The sequence below is a fragment of the Candidatus Methylopumilus planktonicus genome, assembly GCF_006364715.1.
Classification (GTDB): domain Bacteria; phylum Pseudomonadota; class Gammaproteobacteria; order Burkholderiales; family Methylophilaceae; genus Methylopumilus; species Methylopumilus planktonicus_A.
Genome location: NZ_CP040984.1, coordinates 1252997 through 1270543 on the forward strand (window position 1 = coordinate 1252997; position 17547 = coordinate 1270543).

At 39.8% G+C, this 17547-nt stretch carries 11 protein-coding genes; 6 read left to right on the top strand and 5 right to left on the bottom strand.

What is annotated here, in order from left to right:
• Positions 1–3: 3 nt before the first annotated feature.
• Entirely contained in the window at positions 4–1413 is a 1410-nt protein-coding gene (locus FIT63_RS06570; RefSeq protein ID WP_223259910.1) for a TolC family protein, read from the bottom strand.
• Positions 1414–1716: 303 nt separating this feature from the next.
• Between FIT63_RS06570 and FIT63_RS06575 the strand changes: the two genes are divergently transcribed.
• From FIT63_RS06575 to htpX, 6 genes are all read left to right on the top strand, one after another.
• Complete coding sequence (locus FIT63_RS06575; protein ID WP_140007091.1) at positions 1717–2970, top strand: TolC family protein; 1254 nt, start codon at positions 1717–1719, stop codon at positions 2968–2970.
• Positions 2971–4113 (top strand): efflux RND transporter periplasmic adaptor subunit, encoded by a 1143-nt coding sequence (locus FIT63_RS06580; protein WP_140007092.1) that lies wholly within the window; start codon positions 2971–2973, stop codon positions 4111–4113. It abuts the gene before it with no gap.
• Positions 4114–4115: 2 nt separating this feature from the next.
• Positions 4116–7211 carry an efflux RND transporter permease subunit gene (locus FIT63_RS06585; RefSeq protein ID WP_140007093.1) on the top strand — a complete coding sequence of 1032 codons (3096 nt, stop codon included), beginning with the start codon at positions 4116–4118 and terminating at the stop codon, positions 7209–7211.
• Positions 7212–7229: 18 nt separating this feature from the next.
• Positions 7230–7565 (top strand): P-II family nitrogen regulator, encoded by a 336-nt coding sequence (locus FIT63_RS06590; RefSeq protein WP_140007094.1) that lies wholly within the window; start codon positions 7230–7232, stop codon positions 7563–7565.
• Between the two features lie 67 nt (positions 7566–7632).
• A complete protein-coding gene (locus tag FIT63_RS06595; RefSeq protein WP_140007095.1) occupies positions 7633–8127 on the top strand; it encodes a glycine zipper 2TM domain-containing protein in 495 nt (164 codons plus the stop codon).
• Between the two features lie 18 nt (positions 8128–8145).
• A complete protein-coding gene (gene htpX, locus FIT63_RS06600) occupies positions 8146–9027 on the top strand; it encodes a protease HtpX (protein ID WP_140007096.1) in 882 nt (293 codons plus the stop codon).
• Here htpX and hemE read toward each other — a convergent pair whose 3' ends face one another.
• The 4 genes from hemE to hemL all read right to left on the bottom strand — a co-directional run bounded on the left by hemE (position 9028) and on the right by hemL (position 17544).
• Positions 9028–10095 carry a uroporphyrinogen decarboxylase gene (gene hemE / locus FIT63_RS06605; protein WP_140007097.1) on the bottom strand — a complete coding sequence of 356 codons (1068 nt, stop codon included), beginning with the start codon at positions 10093–10095 and terminating at the stop codon, positions 9028–9030. It lies immediately after the preceding gene.
• Between the two features lie 38 nt (positions 10096–10133).
• Positions 10134–11561, bottom strand: coding sequence for a glutamate synthase subunit beta (locus tag FIT63_RS06610; RefSeq protein WP_140007098.1), 1428 nt, complete (start codon positions 11559–11561; stop codon positions 10134–10136).
• Complete coding sequence (locus tag FIT63_RS06615) at positions 11561–16189, bottom strand: glutamate synthase-related protein (protein WP_140007099.1); 4629 nt, start codon at positions 16187–16189, stop codon at positions 11561–11563. Before FIT63_RS06615 ends, FIT63_RS06610 begins: the two co-directional genes overlap by 1 nt.
• Before the next feature lie 74 nt (positions 16190–16263).
• On the bottom strand, positions 16264–17544 hold the full coding sequence (gene hemL, locus FIT63_RS06620) for a glutamate-1-semialdehyde 2,1-aminomutase (RefSeq protein WP_140007100.1): 1281 nt from the start codon (positions 17542–17544) through the stop codon (positions 16264–16266).
• Between the last annotated feature and the right edge of the window lie 3 nt (positions 17545–17547).

The following is a 17547-nucleotide window of genomic DNA, read 5'->3' on the forward strand; positions in this document are numbered from 1 at the left end:
GTTTTACTGTCTTTTCTTTTCGGGCAATTTTTGAATCATTGCATTATCAAGGACGCCTATCGATTGAGCAAGAGTTGTTCTTGCAATATTCCAATTTAAAACCGATTGTATTTTTTGTTGTTTTGCATTGGCTAAAGCGCTTTGTGCATTGAGCGTATCAATAATATTTCCAACGCCTTCTTTGTAACGTCCTAATGCTACGCGCGAAGATTCTTCAGCGCTTAAAAGTAAGACATTAGACGCAGTAATCGATTCATTTGCTGTCTTTAAATTTTGATAAGCCGTCCAAACATCAAGGGATACCTGAAGTTTTAGCTGGTCTCTTTTTGAAGCATTCAGTTCTGCAGTGGCTTCAGCTGAACGAATAAGATAAGTAGGTTTATATCCTTCAAAAAGAGGAATACTTAAAAAAATGCCGAGTTGCGAAGTATTTTGAGAGGTTTGTCCTAATAAATTTTCATCATATTGATTGGAAGCGTCAATCCTAACTTTAGGTTTAGCATCTGCTTTGACGGACTCAATTTTAGCTAATGAAGCTTTTAGTTGTGCTTCACTAGCCATTAAGTCAGGCCTTTGAAGTCTTGCCTGCTCAATTAAAGCATCAATATCTTGATCTATTAATTCAGGAATATCATCAAGCTTGCTGTCAGCAATTTGAAAATTAATATTTGCAGGCGCTCCCATGACATTAGCAAGATTTCCATAAGCCACTTTCAATGTGCCTTCGTTTCTAAGTTTAGTCAGTGTGGCATTAGCAAATGAGGTTTGCGCTTGAAGCTTATCTGCAGGGGTGGCAACACCTGCAATATACTTAGCCTCGGCTGATTTAAAACTTTCTTGGGAAAGGCGCTCAGTCTCAATCGAGGCATTGAGAATTGCTCGACTTGCATGGACTTGATAAAACGCATTCACTGAAGCTAATAGAACAGTTTGGACTATTGCATTTTGAGTAGCGCTTGCTGCTTTTAAAAGCTGATTAGCATTTTCAAAATTAGCATCGCGACTGCCGAAATCATACAAAAGATAAGATGCAACAATTCTGTTTGTAGCATTTGAATAGTTCGTTGTCCTATTTTTATTTTCTGTTGCGGATAATGTATCTGTCACTGATGGAAAGAAGAGTGATCGCGCTACGCCAACTTGTGCTGCTTGAACTTTAGCGTTTGCATAAACTTCTCTTGTTTGAGGGTTATGACAAAGTGCCGCTTCGGTGACTTCAACCAAAGATAAAGGTTTGTCATAAGCCTTCTGACTGCATGGGTCACCTCCTGATGAATCGATATAACCATCTGGGATAAGTTGAATATTTCCTTCTTTTAAATCCTTGTCTGAATACCATATTGATTCAAGCGCGTGAGCTGGAATAAGGGCTCCTAATAAAGAAAAGGTAAGAAAAAAACGAGGAAAATTCAAATGTGAAAATCTTTTTAAAAAAAGCTTGTTAAGTGCTTCATATAGACAAAATCTTAGCATGGGTTGTGACAAATAGACTAGATTCAAGCCTATTTAATTCAAAAAAAGGGGTAATTACTTGGCTAAACTTTAATAATGATCTTGGGTTATTAAATCGACAAGATAAAAAAGGCAATTTTTTTATGCCTGTTTTAAGCTCAAAATTTAATTCTGATTCGTTGTTAAAAGCCTTAATTTTTTAGGGATTAAAAACCTCGAGAATCAGTGTTAAAATCAATTATTCCTAGTATAATTTTTTGTAACATGTTGAAAAATCTAAAAAAAATCCTATATATTGCTTTAATTAATTTAAGTCTAAGCATTTCAGCAATTGCATCACCCAACTTTACTTTGCAGGACTTAATAGATATTGCAAAAAGGGAAAATCCTATTTTAGATGTTCTTAAAGCTAAAGAGGACGCAGCCAGATCAAGTGTTGTGACTGCTGAATCTTATCTTAATCCAGAAATTGAGCTCGGCACAGGGCCCTCTCGTTTTAGAACGCCGAATTACAGTGCTAATCAACGAAGAAATTATGGGGTAAATATATCCCAACCTCTTGAGTTTCCAAACGTTCGTGGCGCAAAAAAAGCGGTTGCCGAATCCAGAGTCAATTACGCTTCATCTGTCACCGAGGCCACAATGATTAATTTGTCGTTACAAATTAAAAAGGCTTTCTATGATGTACTTCAAAACGAAGCTGTCTTAAAAATTGCCGAGGGTGATCGTGATGCATTAAAAAATATCCGCGAAAAGGTTGCTCTCCGAGTCGAGGTTGGCGAAGCACCGAGATATGAATTAATTAAAGCAGATACAGAATTGGTTGCAGCACAAAGAGATGCGGATGCCGCGTTATTACGAATTTCTGAGAGTAAATTTTATCTCAGAGGCTTGGTCAGTAAATCACTTACTGATTCATTTAGTTTAGTAGGCTCACTTCCTCCGAGTGATATTAATCTTAACGCTGATTTATTAAAAAATGAAATTACTAAAAGTCCAAAATTAAAACAAATCAAAGCCTCAGCAGATATTGCAGAAAATCGATTGCGATTAGAAGAGAAACTTATCAATCCAGGATTAACGCTTAATGCTGGCGTTGATCAAGATCCTGATATTACAAGCTATCGTTTTGGCGTAAGCATCCCCATTCCTATTTGGAATCAAAGACAAGGACAAATAGGCGAGGCGGCGGCTGGATATAGAGAACTACAAGCGCAATATACAGACCAGGAATTGGCTCTAAAGCGAGACATTGAGTCTGCTTTTCAGCGCTACCTCATTGCTCAACAGCAGGTTAAAACTTTTGAGTCAGGCCTTCTGAGTCAAGCAGAATCAGTCTTAAAAGTAGCTGAGGCAGCTTATCGCTATGGGGAGCGAGGTATTCTCGAATACTTAGATGCACAAAGAACTTTTCGTTTAGTTCGCAAAGACTATCTAGCATCAAAATATGATTACATTGTAGCTATTTTAGAAATTGAACAACTATTAGGTATGGATATCCTGGAGAATAAAATTTAAATGAAAAAACTTGTTAGCCAATTATTTTTAATTTTCGTGAGTACATTATTGCTTTCGGCTTGTTCGAAATCAGAGAACGTGAGTGAGCAAAAAAAATTAGATCCCTTAGAGATTATGATTACTCCAGAAATCCAAAAACAAACTAAAAATGAAGTAGTCAAGTATCAAGATGTCGGGGAAACACTAATGATTCCGGGTCGCCTTGAAACACAAAATCGAAAGCTTGTAAAAATTGGCTCCCCTATAACAGGAAGAGTGAGCGATCTTTATGTCAGCCTTGGCGATGTTGTAAAAAAAGGCCAGGTGCTTGCAAAAGTAAACAGTATCGAACTGACTCAAACACAACTGACCCTTATTAAATCAACGCAGCTCATTGGACTAAAAACCAAAGCAGTTGAGCGAGCTAAACTTCTATTCGAAGCAGATGTAATTAGTAAAGCTGAAATGCTACGCATTGAAAATGAGCTTGATGCAGTTAAAGCAGATTATAGGGCGAGTCGCGATCAGCTTATGGTGTTGGGTATGAATGAAAAGACGCTAGAAAAATTAGAATCTTCAGGTCAAATCAATTCATATGGTGACGTGATTAGTCGATCTGATGGCATTATTATCTCTCGCGCAATTAATTTAGGTCAAATTGTTAATCCTCAGGATAATTTATTCCATGTAGCTGATCTTTCAAAGCTATGGGCCGTTGCTAACATTCCTGAGCAGCAAGCTTCTTTTATTCAAAAAGATGAAATCGTGACCATTGAAATTCCTGCGCTAGAAAATAGAAAAATTGAAGCAAAAATTATATTTGAGGGAAGTATTGTTGATCCAGAAACTCGTACTGTTTTGGTTCGGACTGAAATAGACAATCAAAGTTTATCTTTGAAGCCCGATATGCTCACTTCAATGTATATTCAAGCAAAGAAAGTTTCAAGGCTTGCTGTTCCAACTGCAGCTATTGTAAGAGAAAATGATCGAAATTATGTGTTTATTCAAAACAGTCCAAAAACTTATAGATTGCGAGAAGTTCAATTAGGGCATAAAGATGGAAATCTCATCACCATACTAAGCGGCTTAGCTGAAGGTGAAACCATTATTTCAGATGGCGCTTTTCATCTGAATAGTGAACGCAAGAAAAAAGAGCTTGAATAGTTATGATTGAAAAAATTGTCAGGGGATCTCTCCAGCAAAGACTCGTAGTTTTAGTCTTTGCATTTGCGCTGCTTGTCGCAGGATTTTTTGGTGTCAAAAAATTATCTGTAGACGCGTTTCCTGACGTCACAAATATTCAGGTGCAAATTGCAACACCAGCACCTGGAAAATCACCGGAAGAAGTCGAACGATTTATAACAATTCCTATTGAAATAGCAATGACCGGCTTGCCAGGCGTGACCGACATGCGCTCACTCAACAAAAATTCACTTTCGATTATCACGTTAGTTTTCAATGACAATACAAACGTCTACTTTGCAAGACAGCTGGTCATGGAAAGATTAATGGAGGTGATGGAAAAAATGCCTGATGGCATTGTGCCTGTCTTAGGTCCTGTATCTACAGGCTTAGGTGAAATATTTCAATACACCCTGGATAAGCCAGGTGATGAAAACAAAGAAATATCTCAAGAAGAGCTTACAGAGAGACGGACTATTCAGGACTGGGTAGTGCGACCTATGTTGAGAAGTATCCCCGGGGTTGCTGAAATTAATTCATTTGGTGGTTTCATTAAACAATATCAGGCGCTAGTAGATCCTGATCGTTTAAATCATTATGGAATAAAACTACATGACGTTTATGTGGCGTTAGCCAAAAACAATGCCAATAGTGGTGCAGGGGTTCTTCCTCAGTTTGATGAACAGTTTCTAATTCGCGGTGTAGGCCTTATTCAAAATTTAGATGATATTCGTTCTATTGTTTTAAAGGAGCGCAATGGTGTACCTGTCTTCATGAAGGATGTCGCGGAAGTCAAATTAGGTCATGAAGTGCGTGTAGGTTCTTTAGTTAAAAATGGTGACACCGAAGCAGTCGGAGCTATCGTCATGATGATTAGGGGTGGTAATGCGAAAGAAGTTGTGACACGTATCAAAACTAAAGTCGATGAAATTAATGAAAAAAAATTGCTTCCTGGTGGCCTTCAAATCAAATCGTTCTATGATCGAAGTAAGCTTGTTGATTCTGCATTATTTACTGTGGTTAAAGTGCTCATTGAGGGTGTGATCCTCGTTATTGCAATTCTATTTTTATTCTTAGGTGATGTGAGATCAAGTTTAATTGTGGTCATGACTTTACTTTTAACGCCACTTATCACATTTATTGCGATGAATTATTTAGGTATCTCAGCAAACCTCATGTCGCTCGGGGGTCTCACGATTGCAATCGGTCTCATGGTGGATGGCTCAGTGGTGGTGGTAGAAAATACGTTCCATCGGCTGGGGCATGACAAATCTAATAGCAAGCTTCGTGTGGTATTGGAATCCGCCACAGAGGTAGGTAAGCCAGTTCTATTTGGTGTAGGCATTATTATTCTTGTATTTATTCCGCTCATGACTTTAACTGGGATGGAAGGAAAAATGTTTAGCCCTTTAGCAATCACAATCGCCATAGCACTTTTCATTTCACTCGTTCTTTCTTTCACTCTCACTCCTGTGTTGTGCTCATATTTTTTAAAAGGGGGTAGCGGTGAGGATACTAAAATTATTCAAGTGATCAAGGCGCCTTATCTTAAATTGCTTGATCTATCATTGAATAATGAAGTCAAAACCATTTTGATTGCAGCAAGTGTTTTCGTACTATCTATTATTGTATTACCATTTTTAGGTACTTCTTTTATTCCTGAAATGAAAGAAGGAACGCTTGTGGCCAGCATTACGCGTATGCCCAATATTTCTTTGGACGAATCCATTGATATGGAGAAAAAAGCGACCAAAGAAATAACAAGTGTCCCAGGTGTTTTAAGCGTTGTATCTAATATAGGTCGGGGCGAAAGTCCTGCAGATCCTCAATCACAAAATGAATCACAAGCAGTGGTAAGTTTAAAAGATAAGGGTGAATGGCCTAAAGGCTGGACGCAAGACACTATCTCTCAAGAAATCCAAAGTAAATTGAAAACGTTATTGGGAGCACAAATTGTCATGATGCAACCTATCTCTGCAAGAGTTGCTGAACTGTCTACCGGTGTGAGAGCTGACGTAGCAGTTAAAATATTCGGAGAGGATATAAAGCTTCTTAAAGCTAAGGCAGATGAAGTGGCAAGATTAGCAGGACATATTAAAGGTGCGGCAGACATTAAAATTGAAAAAGTATCAGGGCAAGGATATCTAAATATCAATCTAGATAGGCAAGCTCTTGCGCGCCATGGATTCAATGCGTCTGACGTAAATGATCTGATTGAAACTGCGATTGGTGGAAAGATTGCAACTCGAGTTTTTGAAGGCCAAAGAAGCTTTAGCGCCGCAGTAAGGTTTCCTGAAGATCATCGTAGTGATGTCGAAACTATTAGCAATACACTTCTTACCTCTCCTAACGGATCTAAAATTGCATTAAGAGATTTAGCTTCTATTGAAATTAAAGATGGTCCAGCTCAAATCAGTAGAGAGTATGCGAAAAGAAGAATTGTTGTGGCTATGAATGTTAGAGATAGAGATCTGGGTGGTTTTGTAACAGAACTGCAGACTAAATTAGAGTCTAAATTAAAACTTCCTGATGGATATTATTTTGTGTATGGCGGGCAATTTGAAAATATGCAGCGTGCATTAAATCATCTTGCACTCATTGTGCCCGTGACTATTCTGGCAATCTTTTTCTTACTGTTCATTTTATTTAATTCAATTCGCTATGCCACTATGATTATTACTGTTCTGCCATTCGCTGCTATTGGCGGAGTATTTGGCCTAGCTGTTACAGGCGAATATCTCTCGGTCCCTGCGTCTGTTGGTTTTATTGCCTTATGCGGTATTGCTGTTTTAAATGGCGTTGTTTTAATCACATGCATTCAACAATTACGCATAGAAGGGATGTCTCAAGTAGATGCGATTCGAGAAGGTTGTAAACAAAGATTAAGGCCTGTCCTCATGACAGCAACAGTTGCTCTTCTTGCGCTCGTCCCATTTTTATTCTCTACGGGCCCTGGCTCTGAAGTTCAAAAACCCCTTGCTATTGTTGTCATTGGCGGTCTTATTACTTCAACCCTTCTCACGCTTCTTGTTTTACCGACGCTTTATAAAAAATTTGAAGAAAAAAATATTGAAGCTTAAATTGATAGGACAACTACTATGAAAGAAATTAAAGCAATCATTCCCCCTCATCGATTACCTAAAATTCGCTCAGCAATGAGGAATCTTAAAAATTTCCCTGGCATGACAGTCACCAAGGTTGATGGTTGTGGTCACGGCTTAAAAAAAATCACTGATGATTTAAAACAAGATCTAACAGACTACACACCAAAAATTCTCATTCAAATGCTAACACCTGATGATCTGGTAGAAGGTATTTTACAAATTATTGTCGAAGTTGCACATACAGGCCAACAAGGCGATGGTTTGGTATGGGTGACCCCCATTGAACGTATGATTCGTCTCTCTGAAAAAATTATTGTAGAAGAAGATTAATTTTTTATAGAGTTGAACTTAATGTATTAATGATTTATCTTATTCATATATAACACAAGGAAATGTCATGAAAAAAATCGCGGTTGTTTTATCACTTCTTACGAGCACTTTAGGTTATGCCGCTGATTTTTCTGATATGGCAACTGTTAAACGAGTGACACCTCGCTATATCGAAGTCAATCGTCCTATTTCTTCATGCCAAACAACCACTGAAGCCGCTCCTCCAAAAGAAAAAGGTATTGCAGGTGCCATTATTGGCGGTGTCGCTGGTGGCTTACTTGGCAGTCGTGTAGGTAAAGGGAGTGGAAAAGTAGCTGCAGGTGCAGTAGGTGCAGCAGTCGGAGCAGTTGTAGGTGACCGTATGCAAAATGACGATACAACGGCGGATGCTCGCAATACTGAACGTTGCACACAACGTGACAATTACCAAAGAGTTCAAGAAGGGTATATCACTGTGTTTTCATATAACGGTCATGAGTTTGAAGAAGAAACAGAAACAAAATACCGTGTAGGTCAAAAGGTGCCAGTGCAAGTGAACGCAATTGTTGATCAAACTAACTAACGAAAGCTTATTTTTAAGATGAAGCGTATCTTTTATTTTCTGGTTACCAATCTTGCAATTGTTTTAGTACTTTCAGTGACCATGCGACTGCTTGGTGTAGAGCCTTTTCTTAATGCGAACGGACTTAATTTAAATAGTCTATTAATTTTTGCAGCCGTCATGGGCTTTGGCGGTGCTTTCATTTCTCTTGCTATTTCAAAATGGTCAGCTAAAAAAATGTCGGGTGCTGTGACGATTGAAAATCCTAAAACGCCTGATGAAATTTGGCTTATGAATACGGTTAAAAAACAATCGGAAACCGTTGGCATTCAGATGCCAGAAGTTGCCATATTTAATTCACCCGTCGTCAACGCGTTTGCCACTGGCATGAGTCGCAATAGCTCTCTTGTAGCTGTTTCTTCAGGCTTACTTGAAATGATGACAAAAGATGAGGCAGAAGCAGTCATAGGTCATGAAATATCGCATATTGCAAATGGCGACATGGTCACACTCACTTTAATTCAAGGTGTCGTAAACACTTTTGTATTATTCTTTTCTCGTGTCATCGGTTATACGGTGGATAAAGTCGTTTTCAAGACCAGACAGGGCACTGGTCCTGCATTTTTTATCACAATGATTATTTCAGAATTGCTTTTAGGTGTCTTAGCATCCATCGTTGTCATGTGGTTTTCTCGTCAACGCGAATATAGAGCTGATATTGGCGGCGGGCAACTTGCAGGCAACCAAAAAATGATTGCAGCACTTCAACGCCTTAAATCACAATACGAATCAAGTGCTTTACCAAAATCAATTGCAGCATTAGGCATTTCAGGCGAACAAGGGATGGGACTTAAAGAATTATTTTCAACTCATCCAAGCCTAGATGATCGTATTGCTAGACTTAAGCAAAATACAAATTAATTATTGAGTGTGAAACTGCTTACTATATTCACGCACAGTGGTAAGCATGACATCTACATGTTCAGGTGGTGTGTGCTCTGTAATACCGTGACCTAAATTAAATATATGGCCATGGCCATGGCCATACCCATCTAATATTCTTTTTACCTCTTTTTCAATAGCTTCGGGTTTCGAGAGCAGAATGGCTGGATCTAAATTACCTTGAATGGCCAAGCGATTGCCCTCTTTTTCTCTTGCTATTTTAATATCGGTTTGCCAATCTAAGCCTAAGGCATCTGATCCTGCTGAGACTTGGTCTTCTAACCAGAGACCACCACCTTTAGTAAACATAATAGATGGAATTTTTTTGTCGCTCATCATTTTTAAGCTCGACAAAATCACTTTCATATAAGGTAATGAAAATTCTAAATAGCCTTGATGAGATAGTGCTCCACCCCATGAATCAAAAATCATAATCGCATCAACACCCGCTTCAATTTGCGCGTTCAAATATTGCGTCACTGCTTCTGTCGTTGTTTTTAAAATGTGATGGAGTAAATCAGGACGGCTATAAGCCATTTTTTTAATAGTTAGAAAATCAGTCCCACCTTGACCTTCTATCATATAAGTCGCTAGCGTCCATGGACTTCCAGAGAATCCAATTAAAGGTACGCGTCCTTGCAATGCTTTTTTAATTTGCGACACAGCATCGACCACGTACTTCAAATCTTTAGCAATATCAGGAATTTTTAATTTATAAATATCTGCTTCTTCACGTAACGGCCTTTCAAACTTAGGCCCCTCACCTGCCACAAAATATAAACCTAATCCCATCGCATCAGGTACTGTCAAAATATCTGAAAATATAATAGATGCATCAAGAAGTGGATATCGATCAAGTGGTTGTAATGTCACTTCAGTTGCAAAGCTTGGATTTTTACAAAGGCTTAAAAAGTCTCCGGCTTTTTGACGTGTGGCTCGATACTCCGGCAAATAACGACCTGCTTGACGCATCATCCACACAGGTGTGTATGTTGTAGGTTGTCGATGAAGCGCTTTTAAGAAAGTGTCGTTTTGAAGTGTAGTCATAAATGATTTTTAAAACTTTAAAAGTAAAGTTTTAAAAATTAACGTGGAAGAGTAGATGTTCCCATTAAGAATTCATCTACAGCGCGAGCACATTGGCGGCCTTCACGAATAGCCCACACAATGAGAGATTGTCCGCGACGGATATCGCCTGCTGCAAATACTTTAGCTTTAGATGTAATGTAAGCCTCCTTACCTTCGGTTGTTGCTTTCACATTACCGCGCTGATCTTTATCTACACCAAAAAGATCTAGCATTTTTTGTTGGGGACTTACAAATCCCATTGCGAGCAATACGAGATCTGCTTTCATTTTAAATTCTGAATTAGGTACTTCTGTCATCTTGCCGTCTTTCCATTCAACTCGAGCTGCGATGATTTCTTTGACATTACCATTTTCACCTACAAAACTTTTTGTGGTGACTGACCAATCGCGCTCACAACCTTCTTCATGTGAACTTGATGTACGAAGTTTTAAAGGCCAATTTGGCCATACCATTTCTTTATTTTCTTTGACTGGAGGCTGTGGCATCAATTCAAACTGTGTGACTGATGTTGCGTGATGACGATTCGATGTGCCCACGCAATCAGAACCAGTGTCACCACCGCCAATCACGACCACATGTTTACCTGTCGCCAGAATTTGGTTTTGCAATTTATCCCCTGCCACTACTTTATTTTGTTGTGGTAAGAAATTCATTGCAAACATGACGCCATTAAGTTCGCGTCCAGGAACGGGTAAGTCACGTGGATGCTCAGCACCGCCCGCTAAAATGACTGCATCATAATTATTTGTAAGTTCATCAGGCTTCACATTTTCACCAATGTTTTGGTTCACTTTGAAAACAACGCCTTCAGCTTCCATTTGTTTCATTCGGCGGTCGATGTGTGTTTTTTCCATTTTGAAGTCAGGGATACCGTAACGAAGCAGTCCGCCAATACGATCATTTTTTTCATACACAGTCACTGCATGCCCGACGCGAGCAAGTTGCTGTGCCGCTGCCATACCTGCTGGACCAGAACCCACAATAGCAATTTTTTTATTGGTTTTATGTGTTGGAATTAAAGGTTTTACCCAATTATTTTCCCAAGCCTTGTCAATAATGGCATGTTCAATCGATTTAATACCAACGGCATCATCATTAATATTTAGTGTACATGCGGCTTCACACGGAGCCGGGCAAAGACGGCCCGTAAATTCTGGAAAGTTATTTGTGGAATGTAAAACCTCTATCGCTTCTTCCCAATTTTGGTTATAAATTAAATCATTCCAGTCAGGGATGATGTTATTAATTGGGCAACCTGTTGTGCAAAATGGAATACCGCAATCCATACAACGTGCACCTTGTTTTTTCGCTTCATCGTCACTTAGGTGAAGTACAAATTCTTTATAATTTTTTAGGCGTTCTTGTGGTGGTATATTTTGTTCGCTAATGCGATCAAATTCCATGAAGCCGGTGACTTTTCCCATTATGCAGCTTCCTTTGTAAGTGACGCATGAAGTTCATTCAACGCACGTTTATATTCGTTTGGCATCACTTTAATAAATTGCGCTCTTTCCTTATCCCAGTTATCTAAAATAAATTTCGCACGTTCACTGTCAGTGTATTTGTGATGTTTTTCAATGAGCGTTTTTAAAATCACTTCATCGGGTTGATTTAAATGTTGAGGCACATGAGCCTGCGCTTGTTGTGTCTCTACTTTTTCTAATGACACCATGGATGGATTGCAACGTTTTACAAATAAACCATCTTCATCATATACATAAGCAACACCGCCTGACATACCTGCTGCAAAATTTTGTCCAGTATTACCTAATACGACCACAGTACCACCTGTCATGTATTCGCAACCATGATTTCCTACACCTTCAACTACTGCAGATGCCCCTGAATTCCTCACACAGAAACGCTCTCCTGCCACACCACTAAAATAACTTTCTCCTGTCGTAGCACCGTACATGACTGTGTTACCTACAATAATATTTTCATGTGACTTCACTTTAAATGCTTTCGGAGGTTTAATTACGACACGTCCGCCACATAAACCTTTAGCTACATAGTCATTGCCTTCGCCAATAAGTTCCATAGAAATACCTTGTGCCAAGAAGGCTGAAAAACTTTGTCCAGCAGTACCATTTAAAGTAATTTGAATGGTGTCTTGCGGTAAGCCTTCATGCCCATAACGTTTTGCAATTTCATGAGATAACATGGTGCCGACGGTACGGTTTGTATTTTGAATCGGTAAATTAATAGTGACTTTTTCACGTTTTTCTAATGCGGGTTTTGATAATTTAATAAGTTCATTATCGAGCGCATGTTCAAGACCGTGTGACTGCTCTTCGCTATGTCGGCGAGACACTTCTTTTTCAATATTCGGCTGATAGAAAATTTTACTAAAATCAAGTCCTTGAATTTTCCAGTGCTCAATACTAGCTTGTGTATCAAGTAAGTCAGTACGACCAATCAAATCATCGAATTTATGGATACCGAAAGATGCCATCAGTTCACGCACCTCTTCGGCGACGAAGAAGAAATAATTCACCACATGTTCAGGCTGACCTGTAAAACGTTTTCGCAATTCTGGATCTTGTGTGGCTACACCTACTGGGCATGTATTTAAATGACATTTACGCATCATAATACAACCTTCAACAACGAGCGGTGCTGTAGCAAAACCAAACTCATCTGCACCTAGGAGTGCGCCGATCACTACATCGCGACCTGTCTTCATTTGTCCATCCACTTGAACAGTGACACGTCCACGCAAACGGTTTAGCACTAACGTTTGTTGTGTTTCAGCGAGTCCAATTTCCCAAGGCGTCCCTGCATGTTTAATCGATGAAATAGGTGATGCACCTGTACCGCCGTCATGGCCTGCAATCACAATGTGATCAGATTTTGCTTTTGCAACACCTGCAGCCACAGTTCCCACACCCGTTTCAGATACCAGTTTGACTGAGATACTTGCACTTGGATTTGCATTTTTCAAATCGTGAATAAGTTGTGCTAAATCTTCGATGGAATAAATATCGTGATGCGGTGGTGGTGAAATAAGACCCACACCCGGGACTGAGAATCGAAGTTTTGCAATATAAGCACTCACCTTATGGCCTGGAAGTTGTCCGCCTTCACCAGGTTTTGCACCTTGTGCCATTTTGATTTGGATTTGATCGGCTGAACTTAAATATTCTGCAGTCACACCAAAACGACCTGACGCTACTTGTTTAATCCGTGAGCGCAGTGAATCACCTTTTTTAAGTTTAATATCACTTTCAATTAAGTTAAGACCAATGACATTTGCCACCGTATTATCTTTGTCTAAAGTTAAGAAACGTTTTGCGTCCTCGCCACCTTCGCCAGTATTTGATTTACCACCGATACGGTTCATAGCAATTGCTAAGGTGGTGTGCGCTTCTGTTGAAATCGACCCTAATGACATCGCACCAGTTACAAAACGTTTAACGATTTCTTTTGCAGATTCCACTTCATTTAATGCAATTGCTTTGTCATTCGTTTTTAACTTAAATAATCCGCGCAAAGTCATCTGACGTTTTGTTTGATCATTAATTAAGGCTGCATATTCTTTATACGTGTCGTATTGATTAGTTCTTGTCGCATGTTGTAATTTGGCAATCGAATCAGGTGTCCACATATGATCTTCACCGCGCACTCTAAATGCATATTCACCACCTGCATCTAATGCATGGGCTAATACGGGATCAGATCCAAAAGCAGATTGATGAATGCGCATGCTTTCTTCTGCAACTTCTTCAATGCCAATACCTTCAATATTCGTAGCTGTTCCTTTAAAGTATGCATTAATGAGTTGAGAGTTAAGTCCCACTGCTTCAAAAATTTGAGCGCCACAATAAGATTGGTAAGTTGAGATACCCATCTTAGACATCACTTTGTAGAGGCCTTTGCCAATCGATTTAATAAAGTTCTTGTGAGCAAGAGCATGATCAGACGACATAGCATTCATCGATTCATAAGCCAACCACGGACAAATTGCTTCTGCACCATAACCGCCTAAAAGTGCAAAGTGGTGTACTTCACGGGCAGAACCAGTATCTACAACTAAACCAGTATTCGTTCTTAAACCTTCACGCACAAGATATTGATGCGTCGCCGAAGTCGCTAACAATGCTGGAATCGCAATACGATCTTTGGATTGATTGCGATCAGATAGGATCAGAATGTTATAGCCATCCTTCACAGCCTTATGTGCAGCCTGACGGAGTGTATCGATGGCTTTTTTCATGCCATAAGCATCGTCTTTTTTAAGGCCTTTCACATCGTAAGTAATATCAAGTACGAGTGATTTATAGGCATCTTTTGTGAGCTTAGAAATATTTTTCAACTGCTCTAAGTCATCGAGCGTTAAAACTGGTTGACTTGTTTCAAGGCGGGTAGTGGGTTTTGTTTCTTCCACCGCTAGTAAATTCGGTTTGGGTCCAATGAATGTTACAAGCGACATCACTAACTCTTCACGGATCGGATCGATCGGCGGATTAGTCACTTGCGCAAATAATTGTTTGAAGTAGTTGTAAATGAGTTTTGGTTTTTTTGAGAGAACAGGGAGCGCAGCATCATTGCCCATAGAGCCTGAATTCTCTTCACCGTTCGCTACCATAGGTTGCAAAATAAATTTGATATCTTCTTGTGTGTAACCAAAACTTTGTTGCGTATCGAGAAGTGTAGCTTTAAGTTCTGTCTTACTATTTGTTTTTGGGAAGTCACCTAAGAAATAACGTGAGCTATCAATCCACTGACGATAAGGTTTATGCGTTGCTAACTCTTTTTTGACTTCCTCATCATCGACGATGCGGCCTTTTTCAATATCGATGAGAAGCATTTTGCCTGGTTGTAAACGCCACTTCTTAATAATTTTTTCTTGAGGAAATTGCAACACACCCATTTCGGATGCCATCATGACGACTCCGTCGTCGGTCATTAAATAACGTGCCGGACGTAATCCGTTTCGATCAAGTGTCGCACCAATCATTCGGCCATCCGTAAATGCAACAGCTGCTGGGCCATCCCATGGCTCCATGAGTGCAGCGTGATATTCATAGAATGCTCGACGATTTTCATCCATCATAGGATTACCGGACCATGCTTCTGGAATCAACATCATCATCGCGTGCGGAAGACTATAACCACCGGCAACGAGTAACTCTAAACAATTATCAAAACATGCGGAGTCAGACTGGCCTTCAACAATGAGTGGCCATAACTTTTCTAGGTCATCACCCAATAATTGGGACTGCATACTTTCATGTCGTGCACGCATCCAATTTATATTACCTTGCACCGTATTAATTTCACCATTATGCGCAATCATTCTAAATGGATGTGCTAAATCCCAAGCGGGAAATGTATTCGTTGAGAAACGCTGATGCACTAAAGCTAATGCTGATGTGACACGCTCATCTTTTAAATCTAGGTAATAAGTATCCACTTCATTTGCAAGGAGCATGCCTTTATACACAATCGTGCGACTTGAAAGTGAAGGAATATAAAACTGTGCGGGATCATCGAGCCCTAATTTTTTAATACTATGTTCGATGCGTTTACGAATGACAAAAAGTTTTCGTTCAAAATGATTTTGATCTTTGACTTCCTTGCCTTGAGCAATGATCACTTGTTTAATATTCGGCTCTAAAGCCTTCGCAGCATCTGCGATATTAGAATTATTGGTGGGCACATCACGCCAAGTTAAAAATGTTTGGCCTTCTTCTTTGATAATGTCAGTGATAATCTTTTCACATTGATTGCGGTGTTGAGTTGATTGTGGAAAGAAAATAAGACCGCACGCGTATTGCCCAGAGGCAGGTAAATCAATAGCTAATTTTTTAGCCTCGTCTCGAATGAGGCTGTCTGGCATTTGAATTAAGATGCCGGCGCCATCGCCCAATTTTGAATCATAACCAGTCGCACCTCGGTGCGTTAAGTTGGTTAAGATTTGAAGTCCCTGCGACACAATGGTGTGACTTTTTGTGCCATGGATGTTCGCGACAAAGCCTAAGCCACAGGCGTCATGCTCATTTTTAGGGTTATAGAGACCTTGTTGCTCAGGTCTTTCGAATTGAGTCATAAACTACATTAAAAAGATTAAACGGAACCTTCAATAATAAAGCCTAACGCCCCGTAATTCAACAATTATTGAGCTTATTTCAGAGCTTGAAATGCTTTTTTTGCAGCATCAATCGTTTGATGAATATCCTGATCTGTATGGGATATAGATACGAAGCCTGCCTCAAATGCCGATGGGCCAAAGTAGAAACCAGAGGAAAGCATATGATGAAAGAATTGATTGAACTGTTCTTTATTGCTTTTCATGATTTCGTCAAAGCTTGTGGGTGCTTTTTCACTAAAGTACATACCAAACATGCCGCCTACTGACTGCGCACTGAACTTAACATCTAAGTCATGTGCGGCTTTTGTTAAACCATCCACCAATGATTTGGTTTTCTTAGTTAATTCTTCATAGAAATTTGGAGCTTGCACGAGTTTGAGTGTTGCAAGTCCTGCCGCAACTGCCACAGGGTTTCCAGACAATGTGCCCGCTTGATATACAGCACCTATGGGTGCTAAACATTGCATAATATCTCGTCGCCCACCAAATGCACCAACAGGCAAACCGCCACCAATCACTTTGCCAAGTGTCGTCAAATCCGGCGTAATGCCATAGAGTGCTTGAGCGCCACCTAAATGAACTCGAAAGCCTGTCATCACTTCATCAAAAATAAGCACCGTACCATGTTTAGTGCATAATTCGCGGAGTGTTTTTAAAAATTCGATATGAGGAATAATGAGATTCATATTGCCTACGACTGGCTCAATAATGACCGTCGCAATCGTGTCCCCTTTTTCTTTAAAGAGCGTTTTTAAAGCGTCCACATCGTTATAAGGCAACGTTAAAGTATGTTTTGCGACATCTTCTGGAACCCCTGCGGAACTTGGCTCTCCAAAGGTTAAGAGTCCTGAACCTGCCTTCACTAATAGCGCATCTGCATGACCGTGATAACAACCTTCGAATTTAACTAAAGTATCTCGCTTGGTGAATCCTCGTGCGACACGAATCGCACTCATCGTCGCTTCCGTACCTGAACTCACGAGTCGAACTTGTTCGATACTAGGGACAAGTTCGACGAGTAATTCCGCCATCTCAAGTTCTCTTTTTGTTGGAGCACCAAAGGATAAACTATCGAATGAAGCTTCTTGAACCGCTTTTAAAACTTGCGGATGCGCATGGCCCAATATCATGGGGCCCCAGGAATTGATATATTCAATATATTCGCGTCCATCTTCATCCCATAGTTTGCTACCCAAACCTTTTTTGAAAAAAATTGGTGTGCCGCCAACAGACTTAAATGCTCGCACGGGCGAATTGACGCCACCTGGGATGACTTTTTGTGAGCGTTCAAATAGCGTTTTGTTTTGACTCATATC